The sequence below is a fragment of the Mucilaginibacter conchicola genome, from assembly GCF_003432115.1.
Lineage (GTDB): Bacteria > Bacteroidota > Bacteroidia > Sphingobacteriales > Sphingobacteriaceae > Mucilaginibacter > Mucilaginibacter conchicola.
On the sequence record NZ_QWDC01000002.1, the window covers coordinates 873350 to 888132 of the forward strand.

At 44.1% G+C, this 14783-nt stretch carries 15 protein-coding genes; 9 read left to right on the top strand and 6 right to left on the bottom strand.

The annotated features are described in order from the left end of the window. Positions 1-6: 6 nt before the first annotated feature. Complete coding sequence (locus D0C36_RS13605; RefSeq protein ID WP_117392168.1) at positions 7-399, bottom strand: HYC_CC_PP family protein; 393 nt, start codon at positions 397-399, stop codon at positions 7-9. Between the two features lie 121 nt (positions 400-520). Between D0C36_RS13605 and D0C36_RS13610 the strand changes: the two genes are divergently transcribed. The 3 genes from D0C36_RS13610 (at position 521) to D0C36_RS13620 (ending at position 4936) form a co-directional block, all read left to right on the top strand. Next, positions 521-1438 (top strand): DUF6607 family protein, encoded by a 918-nt coding sequence (locus tag D0C36_RS13610; protein WP_117392169.1) that lies wholly within the window; start codon positions 521-523, stop codon positions 1436-1438. A 96-nt stretch (positions 1439-1534) separates the two neighbouring features. After that, a complete protein-coding gene (locus D0C36_RS13615) occupies positions 1535-2002 on the top strand; it encodes a DUF2059 domain-containing protein (protein WP_117392170.1) in 468 nt (155 codons plus the stop codon). A 66-nt stretch (positions 2003-2068) separates the two neighbouring features. Continuing rightward, complete coding sequence (locus D0C36_RS13620; protein WP_117392171.1) at positions 2069-4936, top strand: M16 family metallopeptidase; 2868 nt, start codon at positions 2069-2071, stop codon at positions 4934-4936. A 38-nt stretch (positions 4937-4974) separates the two neighbouring features. Here D0C36_RS13620 and D0C36_RS13625 read toward each other — a convergent pair whose 3' ends face one another. Continuing rightward, positions 4975-5643, bottom strand: coding sequence for a hypothetical protein (locus tag D0C36_RS13625; RefSeq protein WP_147321993.1), 669 nt, complete (start codon positions 5641-5643; stop codon positions 4975-4977). Between the two features lie 73 nt (positions 5644-5716). On the opposite strand from D0C36_RS13625, the gene D0C36_RS13630 reads away from it, so the two are divergent. Then, positions 5717-8314: a ligase-associated DNA damage response DEXH box helicase gene (locus D0C36_RS13630; protein ID WP_117392173.1), complete on the top strand. Its 2598-nt coding sequence runs from the start codon at positions 5717-5719 to the stop codon at positions 8312-8314. Positions 8315-8529: 215 nt separating this feature from the next. Here the strand turns inward: D0C36_RS13630 and D0C36_RS13635 are convergent, their stop codons facing one another. The 4 genes from D0C36_RS13635 to D0C36_RS13650 are packed head-to-tail and all read right to left on the bottom strand — an operon-like array spanning position 8530 to position 10715. Continuing rightward, a complete protein-coding gene (locus tag D0C36_RS13635) occupies positions 8530-8763 on the bottom strand; it encodes a PLDc N-terminal domain-containing protein (RefSeq protein ID WP_117392174.1) in 234 nt (77 codons plus the stop codon). A gap of 45 nt (positions 8764-8808) precedes the next feature. Beyond that, positions 8809-9612, bottom strand: coding sequence for an ABC transporter permease (locus D0C36_RS13640; protein WP_117392175.1), 804 nt, complete (start codon positions 9610-9612; stop codon positions 8809-8811). 6 nt (positions 9613-9618) lie between these two features. Further along, a complete protein-coding gene (locus D0C36_RS13645) occupies positions 9619-10515 on the bottom strand; it encodes an ABC transporter ATP-binding protein (protein WP_117392176.1) in 897 nt (298 codons plus the stop codon). Beyond that, positions 10509-10715 (bottom strand): hypothetical protein, encoded by a 207-nt coding sequence (locus D0C36_RS13650; protein ID WP_117392177.1) that lies wholly within the window; start codon positions 10713-10715, stop codon positions 10509-10511. Before D0C36_RS13650 ends, D0C36_RS13645 begins: the two co-directional genes overlap by 7 nt. Positions 10716-10923: 208 nt before the next feature. Here D0C36_RS13650 and D0C36_RS13655 point away from each other — a divergent pair, with 208 nt between their 5' ends. From D0C36_RS13655 to D0C36_RS13675, 5 genes are all read left to right on the top strand, one after another. Further along, a complete protein-coding gene (locus D0C36_RS13655; protein ID WP_233524485.1) occupies positions 10924-11937 on the top strand; it encodes a sensor histidine kinase in 1014 nt (337 codons plus the stop codon). Between the two features lie 2 nt (positions 11938-11939). Next, positions 11940-12665, top strand: a complete 726-nt coding sequence (locus D0C36_RS13660) for a LytR/AlgR family response regulator transcription factor (RefSeq protein WP_117392179.1) — start codon at positions 11940-11942, stop codon at positions 12663-12665. Between the two features lie 41 nt (positions 12666-12706). After that, positions 12707-13549, top strand: coding sequence for an N-acetylmuramoyl-L-alanine amidase (locus tag D0C36_RS13665; protein WP_117392180.1), 843 nt, complete (start codon positions 12707-12709; stop codon positions 13547-13549). A 172-nt stretch (positions 13550-13721) separates the two neighbouring features. Beyond that, positions 13722-14363 (top strand): hypothetical protein, encoded by a 642-nt coding sequence (locus D0C36_RS13670; RefSeq protein ID WP_117392181.1) that lies wholly within the window; start codon positions 13722-13724, stop codon positions 14361-14363. A gap of 75 nt (positions 14364-14438) precedes the next feature. Then, positions 14439-14774, top strand: a complete 336-nt coding sequence (locus tag D0C36_RS13675; protein ID WP_117392182.1) for a hypothetical protein — start codon at positions 14439-14441, stop codon at positions 14772-14774. Positions 14775-14783 lie beyond the last annotated feature (9 nt).

Here is a 14783-nt window from a genome sequence, read left to right on the forward strand (position 1 = left end):
CACACATCAAATTTTAAGCGTACAATTTTTAATCAGAACATCTGCCGTTGGCTGGGGCTTATCGGGCGGGCCGCGGTTAAACAGTTTATCCATGATAGCCTGTTGTACCGGCAGAAAAAAGTCGGTGAAAGAAAGCCTTGGCATATCTGCCGCAGGCGGCATTTTTGGTAACCCTGCTGCTTGCTGCTGCTCATGACTGTCCTTAACTTTTACGTCAATTTTTGAATCTTTGCAGCACTTCATCTTGCTCTTAGCCATCGGTTTAATGCAGCTTTGAGCAGGAGTGTTCAGCTTGATATCAGCAACACGGTTTCCGCAATAATGAAGGTTAAGGCTAAAGCCGGATGCTGTAACCGTGTACAGCAACACTAACAATAATATGCCCGTCCTTTTCATCATGGTTACAAAGTACTCAATTAACTTCTTGATTTCAAACAGATAACTCGAAAAATTATTGTCCGCCTATTGTAAAAGATAAGGTAAAGTACTTAATTTCGTTTAGATTTATTCTAAATAGACAATGAAAAAGATCCTTATCAGCCTGTCACTTTTCGCCTGTGTTTTAAGCGCATCGGCACAATCAAAGTTTGAGCAAGACCGCAATGCCATTAAAGCCCTGGCCGGTTATTACAAAGTTACTTTCAATTATGCCGAAACCTTTGCTGCCGATACCGCATACAAATTTCATCCTCGTTACCATTCATGGGGATACGAGTGGGCCACCATTGTAGAAGATTCACCGAAAAAGATAGCCATACAGCACCTGCTGGTTGTTGGCGATAGCACCGTTATTAAGCACTGGCGCGAGGATTGGGTGTACGAGCAGCCAACCATTTTGCAATATGATAAAGATAATACCTGGAAGAAAGTTACCCTTAAACCAGCCGAGGTGAAAGGCCGCTGGGTACAGAAGGTTTACCAGGTTGATGATAGCCCGCGTTATGAAGGTATTGGTACCTGGGTGCATGTTGATGGCCGCCACGAGTGGCAAAGCAAAACAGATTCGCCCCTGCCGCGCCGCGAGTTCACCAAACGTAGCGATTATAATGTACTTAACCGTGGCAACCGCATTTACCTAACCACGCAAGGCTGGATGTTTGAGCAGGATAATAACAAAGTAGTACGTTCTGCAGATGGCGACAAAACCATTGCCCAAGAAAAAGGCTACGAAGAGTTTACCAAAGTTGATGAGGCTAAATTTGCCTACGCCAAAAAATGGTGGGCCGGCCAACAAGCTTACTGGGCCGATGCACGTAAGGCATGGGACGCCATCTACGAGAAAAATCCTTCTATCAAATTAGCCGGAAAGAAAGATGGCAAATTGCTTTTTGAGCAACTGTTTGACCTGGCAGAGAGATCGGAAAAAGAAAAATGGAACTCAGATAAGAACAAAGCCGAAACCATTAAAGTGATCAACAACTACGTTAATGCATCGTAATTTGATAGTTACATATAATTAAATATTTAAGGCCTTGCTTTTTGCAAGGCCTTTTTGTTTATTTTAACACGTTTTTACGATAATTATTTAAGCTGAATGAAAATTAAACTATTGATAGCTGCCCTGCTGTTTTGTGTTGCTGCCAGGGCACAAACTACCCCAAACATTACACCCGCGCATTTACAAACAGCAGAAGATCTGCTTAGAACTATACATGCCGATTCGCTTTTTAAGCAGAATATGAGTGTTATGTTACAACAGGCCAGCACTAACATCCCCGAAGATAAACGCACTAAATTTATTGAGGTAATGAACACCTTTATAGCTAAGTATGTAAGCTGGGATCAACTAAAAGACCAACTCGCAGTAACCTACGCCAAAGAATTTACAGTTGCCGAAATAAAGGGGCTCATCACTTTCTATAACACTCCGCTTGGCAAGAAACTATTGCTTAAGCAGCCCGTGCTGGTAGCCAAAGGAGCTGCGCTTGGGCAACAAATGGTACAAAGCCATCAGGTTGAATTACAGCAAATGATGGAAGAAGCATTTAAGGACAGTAAGTAAACAATTTGTAACTAAAATATTCGTTTAGCATTTTTAGCTGATTATATTCCCTTTTTTAATAGAACTATGAACTTTAACCGAACCTTATCAGTTGCCGCACTGGCACTGATAGTTGCTGCAGGTACAGCAAATGCACAAGTAAAAAAGCGTGCACCACAGCCATCACCCAAAAACAAACCGGCATCGGCCAAATCTCAACTGGTTGCTGATGCCGCACTCCCTGTAGATAAAAATGTTTTAATAGGCAAATTACCAAACGGCCTTACCTATTACATACGCCATAACGAGCAACCACAAAACCGCGCTGATCTTTACCTGGTGAATAAAGCAGGTTCAATACTTGAGGATGATAACCAGCAGGGCCTTGCTCACTTTACCGAGCACATGGCCTTTAACGGCACCCGCGATTTCCCTAAGAATGCGCTGGTTAACTACCTGCAAAAGTCGGGGGTAAAATTTGGTGCCGACCTTAACGCCTACACCTCATTTGATGAAACTGTTTACCAGTTGCCTTTACCAACAGATAGCGTCTCTGTTTTTGAGAACGGCTTTAAAATATTGGCCAACTGGGCAGGCTATGTAACCTTTGATCCCGCCGAGATTGACAAAGAGCTCGGTGTAGTATTAGAAGAGCAACGCCTTCGCGGTAAAAATGCACAGGAGAGGTTAAGCCAACAAACGCTGCCTGCTTTGTTAAATAATTCGCGCTATGCCAACAGGATCCCTATCGGTAAAGAAGATGTCTTGAAATCATTCACGGCAGAAACTATAAAAAGCTTTTACCACGACTGGTACCGCCCTGATCTGCAAGCTGTAATCGCCGTAGGCGATTTTGACGTAAAACGTGTGGAAGCTTTGATAAAAGCAAACTTCTCTGCCTTGCAAAACCCTGCCGGCGAAAAGACTCGCACGGCTTACTCGGTGCCGCCGGTTCCGGGCACAGTTGTTAAGATAGCAACAGATAAGGAGTTCCCCTACACGCTGGCGCAAATAGTGATGAAACACCCGCAAGCAGTAACCAAAACCGAAGCCGGTTTGTTACAAGGTATGCGTGTTAACCTGTTCAACTATATGCTGGGCCAGCGCCTGGGCGAGTTGCAGCAAAGGCCCGATCCGCCATTTTTATTTGCACGCGCCAGCTATGGTTCTTTAATTGGCAAAATGGATGCCTTCTCGGCGGTGGTTATTGCCAAGCCCGATGCCTTTGAAACTTCGGTTAAAGCCCTGATGGCCGAGGTTGAGCGTGCCCGCAAGTTTGGCTTTACGCTAACCGAATTTGAACGCGCAAGGCAAGCGGCTTTGGTGGGCATGCAAAACGCTTTTTATGAGCGCGATAAAACCAATTCAACCAATTATGTGCGCGAGTATCAACAACATTTCTTAAAAGGCGAAGCTATCCCCGGTATCGAGTTTGAGTACAATTACTACATCTCAAACATCAATAAGATAACCTTGGAGCAGATGAATGCCATGGCCGGCAAATACATAAGCGACCAAAACCGCACAGTAATTGTTGAAGGCCCCGAAAAAGATAAAGACAAACTGCCCGATGAGAAAACCATTCTTAACTGGATAGGTACCGCCGGTAATGGCATTGCTGCTTATGTAGACAATGTTACCAGCAAACCGTTGATGGAAAAGGCGCCGGAGCAGGGCAAAATTATTGCCGAAATGCAGGACTCGACCATGGGCACCACTACTTTAACATTCGCCAACGGCGTTAAGGTGATCATGAAACCAACTGACTTTAAAAACGACCAGATATTGCTAAATGGTTTTGCACCGGGCGGCACGTCATTAGCCAGCGATGCTGACTATACAGCAGCAAGCCTTTCCGCTTCTATCATCGGCAGCAGCGGTATATCTGAGTTTAACCAGGGCCAGCTTGATAAAATGCTGGCTGATAAAAATGTAAGCATAACACCATACGTTAGCGAAATTACCCAAGGTATCCGCGGGGCTTTCTCTCCGCGCGATCTGGAGACCGCCATGCAGCTGGTTAACCTTTATATTACCCAGCCGCGTAAAGACCAGGATATATGGCAGGGAAATATCAACCAAACAAAAGCCCTTTTAGCTAACCGAAACCTTGATCCGGGTAGTGTTTACCAGGATACGTTGTCATCCGTTATCAGCGGCAAAAACTTCCGTGGCATGCCATCAACAATTGAAAGGCTTAATGCAGCTACGCTTGATAAAGCTTATAGTTTTTATAAAGACCGCTTTGCCGATGCTGGTAACTTCACGTTTGTACTGGTAGGATCGTTCAACAGCGATCTGATAAGGCCTATGCTTGCTGCTTACCTGGGCTCTTTGCCATCAACAAACAAGAAAGAAACTTTTAAGAACCTGAAGATGTACCCGTTGCCGGGGGCATATACCAAAACGGTTAATAAAGGCATAGACGATAAGGCAAATGTTCAACTGATATTTAGTGGTTCGTATGTTTATAACGACATGAACAATATCCAGATGGATGCACTTGAAGAGGTACTGAACATTAAACTGACCGAGCGCCTGCGCGAGCAGGAAAGCGGCAGTTATGCACCGGGCGTAAAGGCAACTTACGCCAAAAACCCGGAGGGGCGCTACTCTATTACTGTTGCCTTTACCTGTGCATCGGCCAATGTTGATAAACTGATAGCCGCTACGCTTGATGAGATCAGCAAAATAAAACAAACCGGTGCCCAACAGGCCGATATTGATAAATTTAAGGCTGAAGAAGCTCGCTCTACACAAGTGCAACTCAAACAAAATGTTGCCTGGCTGGGCTTACTGGCGTCATCAGCCCAAAACAATGAAAATCCCGACCGTATACTTACCCACGTTAAAAACCTGGATGGTGTAACGGTACAAAGCACAAAAGAATCTGCTGTTAAATATTTAAATACAGCAAACCTGGCAAGGGTTATCCTGCTGCCGGAAAAGAAATAATCAAAACAAGAAACCCCGCTATAGGCGGGGTTTCTTGTTTATTGCACCTGTGTTACGCCTTCAAAAAAGGCCATGTAAGCAGTAATGGCGCTCTTGCCGGTATCATGTACCGCAATGCCTGTAATGGTACCGCTACGATCGGTATCAAACGCAATGCCGGCCTTCTCATCATCGTAAATGTTGCGGTCGCTGCCGTCAACCTTATATGTGCCTATCTTTTTTAGTTTGTATAAAGCTTCAGCTGTTTTAAGTAGTACGCCGGTGTAAAGCTTGTTATTTACTTTAAATGTTGGCGAGCTTACGCGGATAACCTTTGCACGCGGGTTAGGATCATTACCCATGTCGGTAACAAAATAGATATGTGTTGCATAGCCTTTTTTGTTATGATCGGCATACCATATAGATACACTTTTACCCATGACAGCATCGCCGGCATCGGGTTTACCTAACTTTTTGTGCACGTTCTCTCCGGTCTCGTTTATGGCGGTTTGGCCAAGGCTTGTTCCAGGCACTATCAGTTGCGCTAAGGGCACAGCTTTGTCGCCGGGCAAGTCAACAGCCGATGTATCACTGCTTTTAATAGTATCAGCCTCTTCATTGGCAATAGCGGCTGATGTACTGTCGGCCTCTGTAGGTTGGCTTTTTTGTTTGCAGGCAAATAGGCCGATAGCACAAATTGAGATAATAATATACTGGCGCATTCTCATGATTACTCGGTTTAATTAATTTAGATGATTGGTAATTATAACTAATAACCTGATAATTTGTTGTAACAAACACATGGTAACCAAAGGGCAACAGGTAATACAACAATGGTACAAGCAAAAGCATTGGCACCAATTTCCGTTTCAGAAAGAGATGGAGCAGGTTTACCTTGACGGATACTCAGGTTTGCTAAACGCGCCTACAGGCAGCGGAAAAACCTTTGCCTTGTTTCTGCCTTTCCTGGCTGATTTTATTAACCGCCATCCCAACGACTACCAAACCCGCAAAGACAATGGCCTGCTGATGCTTTGGATAACGCCATTACGGGCACTTACCAATGATATCCGTAAAGCCATGCAGGAAGCTTGTGACGAGCTTGGTTTGCCCTGGCGTATCATGACCCGAACGGGCGATACATCGGCCGCCGAGAAAGCAGCGTTAAAACGCAAACTGCCCGAAGTACTGCTCACTACGCCCGAGAGCCTGCACCTGATGCTTGCCCAAAAAGAATACCCCAAAGTTTTCAAAAGCCTCGAAGTAATGGTGTGCGATGAATGGCACGAACTACTGGGAACAAAAAGAGGAGTGCAAGTTGAACTTGGATTGAGTAAGTTGAAAGCGCTAAGTCTTAAGTCCGAAGTCTTAAGTCCGAAGTCTGAAGTTTCAAAACAAGATGACTTAAGGCTTAGAACTTCAGACTCAAGACTCAAAATATGGGGTATATCGGCAACCATAGGTAACCTTGAACAAGCTGCCGAGGTTTTGTTGGGAGTTGATTTTGACCCCGAACAGATCAGGATGGTGCGGGCAAACGTGGATAAGAAGATCGTGATAGAATCTGTTATCCCCGAGAATATCGAGAATTATTCGTGGGCGGGGCATATCGGCGTAAAGCTGCTGCCCCAGGTGATGGAGATTGTAGCCAAAAGCAAAACCACGCTAATTTTTACCAACACACGTTCGCAGAGCGAGATATGGTACCATGCTATTATTGATAACTACCCCGAGTATGCCGGCATTATGGCCATGCATCATGGCTCGTTGGATAACGAACTGCGCAACTGGGTAGAGCAAGCGCTGCATGCCGAGGCCCTGAAAGTTGTGGTATGTACATCAAGTTTGGATCTGGGTGTAGATTTCCGCCCAGTGGATACCGTTGTACAGGTAGGCAGCCCCAAAGGTGTTGCGCGTTTTATGCAGCGCGCAGGCAGGAGCGGTCACCACCCGGGCGCCATATCAAAAGCTTATTATGTACCTACCCACTCGTTAGAATTACTGGAAGGCGCTGCGCTGAAAAGCGCCATCAAAAAGGGCGTATTTGAAAGCCGCGACCCGATGTTGCTTACTTACGATGTATTGATCCAGTATATGGTTACGTTGGCCGTATCAGACGGATTTTATGCTGATGAATTATATAACGAGGTAAAAACCACCTTCGCTTTTGCCGACCTGCGCCGCGAGGAGTTTGGCCAGCTTTTGGATTTTATTGTTAACGGCGGCAAAACGCTGGCCTCCTACGATGAGTTCCTGAAAGTGGAACTGGAGAACGGATTATATAAAGTGAACAGCAGGCGCGTAGCCATGCGCCACCGACTCAGCATCGGCACCATTACCAGCGAGCTGAGTATCCGCGTGAAATGGTTAAGCGGTGGTAGCTTAGGTACTTTAGAAGAGGGTTTTATTTCCAAACTAAAACCGGGCAATACCTTTTGGTTTGCAGGCCGCAGCCTGGAATTTATCAAGGTAAAAGATATGACGGCCTACGTTAAAAAATCAAAAGCAACCAAAGGACTGATACCGAGCTGGGCAGGGGGGCGGATGCCGTTGTCGTCGCAACTATCTGCAGTATTTCGTGATAAGCTGGATGAAGTAGCCCACGGGCAGGAAAGTGACGTTGAAGTAAAAGCTTTGAAACCCTTATTTGATCTGCAGAGCAAGCTATCACACCTGCCGCAAAGCCACGAGTTTTTGATAGAATCTTTTAAATCGAGAGAAGGGCATCACCTGTTATTTTATCCTTTCGAGGGGCGTTTGGTGCACGAGGGAATGGCATCGTTATTAGCCTATCGTATCTCCAAAATAAAGCCGGCCAGTTTCTCCATCGCAATGAACGATTATGGCTTTGAGCTGCTTACCGACGAAGATATCCCTATTGAAGAAGCACTGGAAGATGCTGCATTTTTCTCTATAGAAAACCTGATAGAAGATATTCAGCACAGCTTGAACGCTAATGAAATGGCTCGTCGTAAATTCAGGGATATTGCGCACATCGGCGGTCTGGTGTTTACCGGCTACCCCGGTCAGCAGATCAAGAACAAGCACCTGCAGGCATCTACATCATTATTGTTTGAGGTGTTTAACGAGTACGAGCCGGATAACTTGCTGATAAGGCAAGCCAATAACGAGGCATTGGCATTTCAGTTAGAGGAGTTCAGGTTACGCGCGGCCTTGCAGCGGATCCAAACGCAAAATATCATCCTTAAAGAAATTGAACGCCCTACACCTTTTGCTTTCCCTATAATGGTTGACAGCCTGGGCCGCGAACGCCTTACTACCGAAACCATGGAAGAGCGCATATCCAAAATGGCCCGTCGCTATGAAGTAGATGAAGTACCGGAACCGGTTAAGCCACGTTCGCGCAAAGCGGGTGTAACGAGGAAAAAGGGATTTTAGTTACGATAAACGATTGTCATTTCGGACGAGCGACAGCGAGGAGAAATCTTGTTATTGTGTAGGTCAAATGAACAAGCAAGGAGTAACAAGATTTCTCCTCACTCTAACGCGCAGCCCCACCCATCTGCTCGCTCGAAATGACAGAATAGACTAAGCCTTAAAGCAAAAAAACCAGCATCGCGCCGGTTTTCATATAGTGATTAGGTTGTAGTGATTCAGTTTATTTTGTTTTTACGGCCCATGTATAAATAAATAATAGAGCCTAAAAACGGAAAGCAAACTATTACGGCTATCCAAACAAACTTCTGGATGGGGTCTTTAAATGTAGCTTTCAGCACATCCATCAAACAAAAAAGAACAAAGCCGAAATAGGCAATGCCCAGCGCCAGGATAAATATCATCCAGCTGTTGCTTGTCATCTCAGCTAATACCATGTTGGCTTTAAACATTAATTAAAGATATGTATTCTGTTTGCCTATAAAGCAACTTTAACATTATTTAACGCTTCGCTTTTGTACAATGAAATAGCCTGCAAAGAAAACAATAACAGCCACAATAAGGCTTACGTAAACCTCTTGCGTAAACACGGCTATCTCAAACCTATCCGCCGGGCCGTGTTGGTTTTTAACCATGCTTTTAATAGCCGCCATAGGGTGCGAATAAGGGAGCAGGTAAGTATACTTCCATGGATCTTTTTGTGAAGCCAATGTTACACCAACAATAGTTGCTACAAACCCAAAGCCCATAGGTTTCAAAAAATCAGACCAAAGCAGGCTTAGCAAAAATTGTATAGACAGGATGCCCAGGGCAGATAAAAGCAGCTTAAAAAATACCTGGGCCAGCTCTTTCTCCATGTGGTATTCATTGAACTTTAGTTCGGGCTTTATTACGCTTAATAAATTACCAAAGCCAATGTTTAACAGCGTGAACAAAGCCATACAAATAAACAGAAGGAAAAACGCATAAGCGTATTTGGCCCCGTAAACGCTCCAGCGTGATATGGGCAGGCTGAATATGGTTTTCCAGGTATCTGCCTTATGTTCAACATTATTAACCGAGTAGGCTACAAAAATGGTGTAGATAGGTAACAGCAACGTGCCCATACTGCCCAGGCTTATCATGCTGAACTGGATCCAAAGCAGTATGCCAGGCTTATTGGCAAAATCACCACTCTTAACAAAAAAGGCAGTCAATGCCAGCAGGGTAATTACCAGTGGCAGGATAATAGAGCCCCAAAAGCCAAGGGTTTTGCGGCTCTTGTAAAACTCAGACCTGAATGATAGTAGAAATCCTTTCATAAATGCTTAGTTGCTTTGGGTGATATCCAGGAATAATCGCTCCAGGTCTTTATGTTTTTTGTTGATGCCGAAAACAGTTATGCCGTTTTGCACCAGCAGGTTATTAATGTCGCCTATTTGTTGTTTTGATGTGAACGGGACCAACAGGTAATCGTTCTCTACCTCAGTAATATCAATATGGTTGCGCTTAAGCAGGTTGGCCGCATCGGCGCTGTTATCTGTTTCGATGAAAATATGTGGCTGATTAATGTTTTGCAGATCCTGAATGGTACCCTGGAACATCATTTTACCGTGGTTGATGATGCCTACGTGGGTGGCCATTTTTTCAACTTCAGAAAGCAGGTGGCTTGATACGAATACCGTTTTACCTTCTTTAACAATGCGCATCATCAACTCGCGGATCTCGATGATACCGTTTGGATCGAGGCCATTGGTGGGTTCGTCTAATATCAGGAGTTTAGGGTCGTTCAAGAGGGCGTGGGCAATACCCAGGCGTTGTTTCATACCCAACGAATACTGGCCCGCTTTTTTGTTGGCTGCTGAGGTAAGCTGTACCAGGCTAAGCATATCATTAACCCTTTGCTCGCTCACCTGCAAAAGCATGGCGCGGTTCATCAAGTTTTCTTTGCCGGTAAGGTGTTGGTATATGGCAGGTTGCTCAACTAATGAGCCTATTTGTTTGAGGATCTCGATACGGTTGCTTTTTAGCTCCTTATCAAAAATATGAATGCTGCCCTCGCCCGCTTGCAGCAGGTTAAGCAGCATTTTTATAGTAGTAGTTTTCCCGGCACCGTTTGGGCCCAGAAACCCGTAAATGCTTCCTTCAGGAACCTCAAGCGATATTGAATTAACCACTTGCTGGTTGCCAAAGCTAAATGATAAACCCTGTGTGCGGATTACCATAATTTCTCTACCGCAACAGATGCAACAGTTTTAACAACGCCTAACCCTTTAACAAATAACGAGGTGGCCTTTACTGCATTGTTGTTAGATACAGATAGGTTTTTTTGTTCAAACTGGTAGCTTACGCCCATTATAATGGCAAACACTACAGGTGCCAATAAAACGATGAATGGATTTGAGTTTGAAACTAACTTTTTCATGGTGTTGTTGTGATTGATTTACACAACAAAGGAATAAAAGATTAATTTCCTGCTAAAATCATTTAGACCAACAGGCAGCAATCGTAGATGAACGGGCATAATAAGCTACCAACCCGTTCATCGGATTTTTGAGCCTGTTCATCGGCAAAATAACAACCTATATATAATAGCAGCTTATTAATTACCGCAAAATATTACTTTAGATGCGGTGAAAAGAAGCTGGCAAATATTTTGGCACATCGTATCGTGGATCTGCGTTATCGCATTCTTCGCATCAATTGCGCGCTATAGCGGCAAGATGACACCCAAACCCATCGCTGTGATATTTGGCTTGTATGGCATTATCAACATCAGCGTATTTTATGTTAATTACCTGGTGCTTATCCCCAACTTCCTCAACCGGAAGCGATACAAGCTGTTTGCATTATCAATCATCGCAACACTTATAACCTATGGACTGGTTAAGTACGGCTTTGGTTTAATCTTCAGAGATATTATCCTCGATCATAGAAAAGGCGAATCGGTAGGGTTTTGGAAATATTTCCTGAATAGTTTCTTTATCACCCTTATCTTCCTGTTCCTGAGTACAGTACTGAAGTTTACCATAGACTGGTTCCTGAACGAACGCGTACAGCGCGACCTGGAAAATCAGCGACTATCTGCAGAGCTTTCTTTTTTGAAATCGCAGATCAACCCGCATTTCCTGTTCAACTCGTTGAACAGTATTTACTCGCTCGCCTACCAGAAATCTGATACCACGCCCGAGGCTATCCTCAAACTATCAGAAATTATGCGCTACATGCTGTATGAGTGTAACGATAACCAGGTAGATCTGAGCAAAGAGCTACAATACCTGCAGAACTATATCGACCTGCAGAAAATCCGTTTCGGAAATAAAGCATTCATCAATTTTGAGGTTTTGGGCGAGGTAACCACCCAGCAGATAGTGCCGCTGATGCTGATATCATTTATTGAAAATGCTTTTAAACATGGTATTGCGAATGATGCCCAGCATCCTATAAACATGCGAATTAATGTTGAGGAAGGCCGCTTATACTTCTTTATCCAGAATAAAAAACACAGCCATAACCGCGATGCTATAGGGGGCATAGGCCTGCCTAACGTACGCCGGCGCCTTGCCCTGCTTTACCCCGGTAAACATAATTTAGAGATTCGTGATGAAGCTGATACCTATACTTGTCAATTATCCTTAGTTTTATAGCCATGATCAGATGCCTTGTAGTTGATGATGAGCCTTTGGCCCTGAACATACTGGAAGATTATATATCCAAAATTCCTTTCCTGCAACTGGTAAAGGCCACAACCAACCCTATTGAAGCGCTTACCATGGTGCAGGATGGCGGTATTGACTTGGTTTTTCTGGATGTACAAATGCCCGAGCTTACCGGTATCCAGTTCCTTAAAATAGCCAACGGTAAAGCAAAAGTTATCCTTACCACGGCTTATCCGCAATATGCTTTAGAAGGGTATGAATTGGATGTGGTTGATTATCTACTAAAGCCGATAGCGTTCGACAGGTTCTATAAATCGGCACAAAAGGTGCAAGGGATTATTCAGCCTGCCGCCAAACCTGCCGCTGCCACCGAGCCGATACACCAGGACGATTTTATGAGCGATTTTATCTTTGTGAAAACCGAGCATAAGATCCAGAAAGTGTACCTACATGATATTCTTTTTATCGAGGGGTTGAAAGACTATATCTCCATTTTTACCCCATCAGAGCGCATTATCACGCTGCAGAACATGAAGAAGATGGAAGATGCGTTGCCCGAGAAGCACTTTATCCGCGTACATAAATCGTACATCGTATCTATCAATAAGATAGACAGCATTGAGCGCAGCCGCATTTTTATAAGTGATAAAGTCATCCCCGTAGGCGATACCTATCGTGAGGATTTCTTTAAGATAGTAGACGGCAAGAATATTTAGCCCCAACTTAAGGGCATAGAAATTGCTTAGCTTAGCATCGTATGAAAAAACAATACCTGCTACTACTAATCATAGCCACTGTATTTGCTGCTTGCTCAAGCAAAAAGAAGATCGCTAAAACAAACAGCGCTTACGATGCCACCAACCAGGTTTATACCGGGCATGCAGATACTTTGAGCCAAATGATGCTGGCCACTAACCCGGCCATACTGGTTGATAGCACAGGTAAGGCTATCCCATCAGAATTTATTGGTACGGTAAATTTCAATCTGCGCAAGCCCAACTACGTTATTATCCATTATACCGCCCAGGATTCGGTACCGCAAACCCTGCGCACTTTTACCACGGTAAAACCGCAGGTAAGTGCGCATTACGTAATAGGTAAGGATGGCAAGATCATACACATGCTTAACGATTATATGCGGGCCTGGCATGCAGGCGTAAGTAAATGGGGCAGCGTTACGGATATGAACAGCAGCTCTATCGGCATTGAGCTGGATAACAAAGGCAATGAGCCATTTTCTCAACCGCAGATCAATAGCCTCTTGCTGCTGTTAGCCAAATTGAAAAAAGACTATAACATCCCAACCGCCAACTTTATTGGCCACGGCGATATTGCACCTGGCCGCAAGCCAGATCCCGGCATCCGCTTCCCTTGGGAACAATTAGCACAAAAAGGGTTCGGGTTTTATTCAGACATGATCATAATACCGGCCCCTGCAAACTTCGATAGCGCTACGGCACTGCGCCTTATTGGGTATGATATCAGTAACCTACCGGCAGCCATCGGCGCCTTTAAACGCCATTTTGTACAGCGCGAAGAATCGACCAGGCTTACCCAGTTTGATCTGGATGTGTTGTATAATGTTTATAAAAAATATTAGTGGTTCAAAAGCCGCCTGCTATATCTAAACGCAGTGCAGGTTAAACCTAATAACTTTAATAAGCTGATTAACAGCTACGATCAGCAAAACATTGTGAAAATTTACTTGTCTGTAATTTATAAGCTGTTGTTGCATTAAGCCTTTGATCAACGTACTTCAATAAAACCTATGTATGAAATTATTTAGACCCTTAACTTTATTGGCATTGGTTATTGCCTGCGCTTTTACATCCTGTAAAAAGGATAAAATCGATCCGGAAAGCGCTAAACTATTGCTCAACAGCCAATTTGATAAAGTTGACCCGGCCTGGGGAACCGGCGAAAACGATTACTCGAAACGTACGGTAGCAAACGGATATTATATTGTACAAAACAAAGACCAGGACTCTTATTACTTCAGTTACACCGACCCAATATTCGGCTCAAATACAGATAACATTGGTGTAGAAGCCAAGTTAAAGCTTACCGGTGGCAATGCCGATTACTCCACATTTGGCGGCATAAGCCATAATTATCTACCCGGAAACAATACAATGGATGTTTTTGGCTTTTATAACAACGGCACATTTGAAATATTTCATTACGACGAGAATAATTTTGGTACGGTATATCATAGCGATAACAGCCCTGCCGTTAAAATAAACGATTTCAACACGCTGCGTATCGAACTGAGGGGCGGCACTTATCATTATTACATAAACGGAACCGAAGTATTCTCGCGCAAAGCCGGCAATGTAAAGTTTGACCAGTTAGGCATTTACATTGACCCGGCAACCACCGCCACGGTTGATTATTACAAGGCTTTTAAGCTTTAACAACGAAGCCACACGTTGATGTTCCGTCTTTGTTTTGCAGGGTTTTAATATATAAATACCTACCTTGCATATATAATGGACGAGTTGCTTACCCAATTGCAGGAAACACTTGATAACCTTAGCGAAGAGCATGGGGTTGATGTGCTGGTATTGGGCGTACTTTATGTGATAAGCAAGGTATCGTTTGTTATTATGCTGGCCTTAATGATACGCAATATGAGGGCTAAGAAGCCTTTTACCATGCTGATACTTTTTGCTGCCTTGTGCTTCAGTATCCCTTACGTGTACTTCATCATTTTTGGCCGTAACATCCACTTCGGTGTATATATATTCATCGGGCTGATATTTGCTTACGGCGGATACACCATTTGGAAAAAGATCACCCAAAAGGCTCGTTTGATGGATGTTTAGTCACTTCGG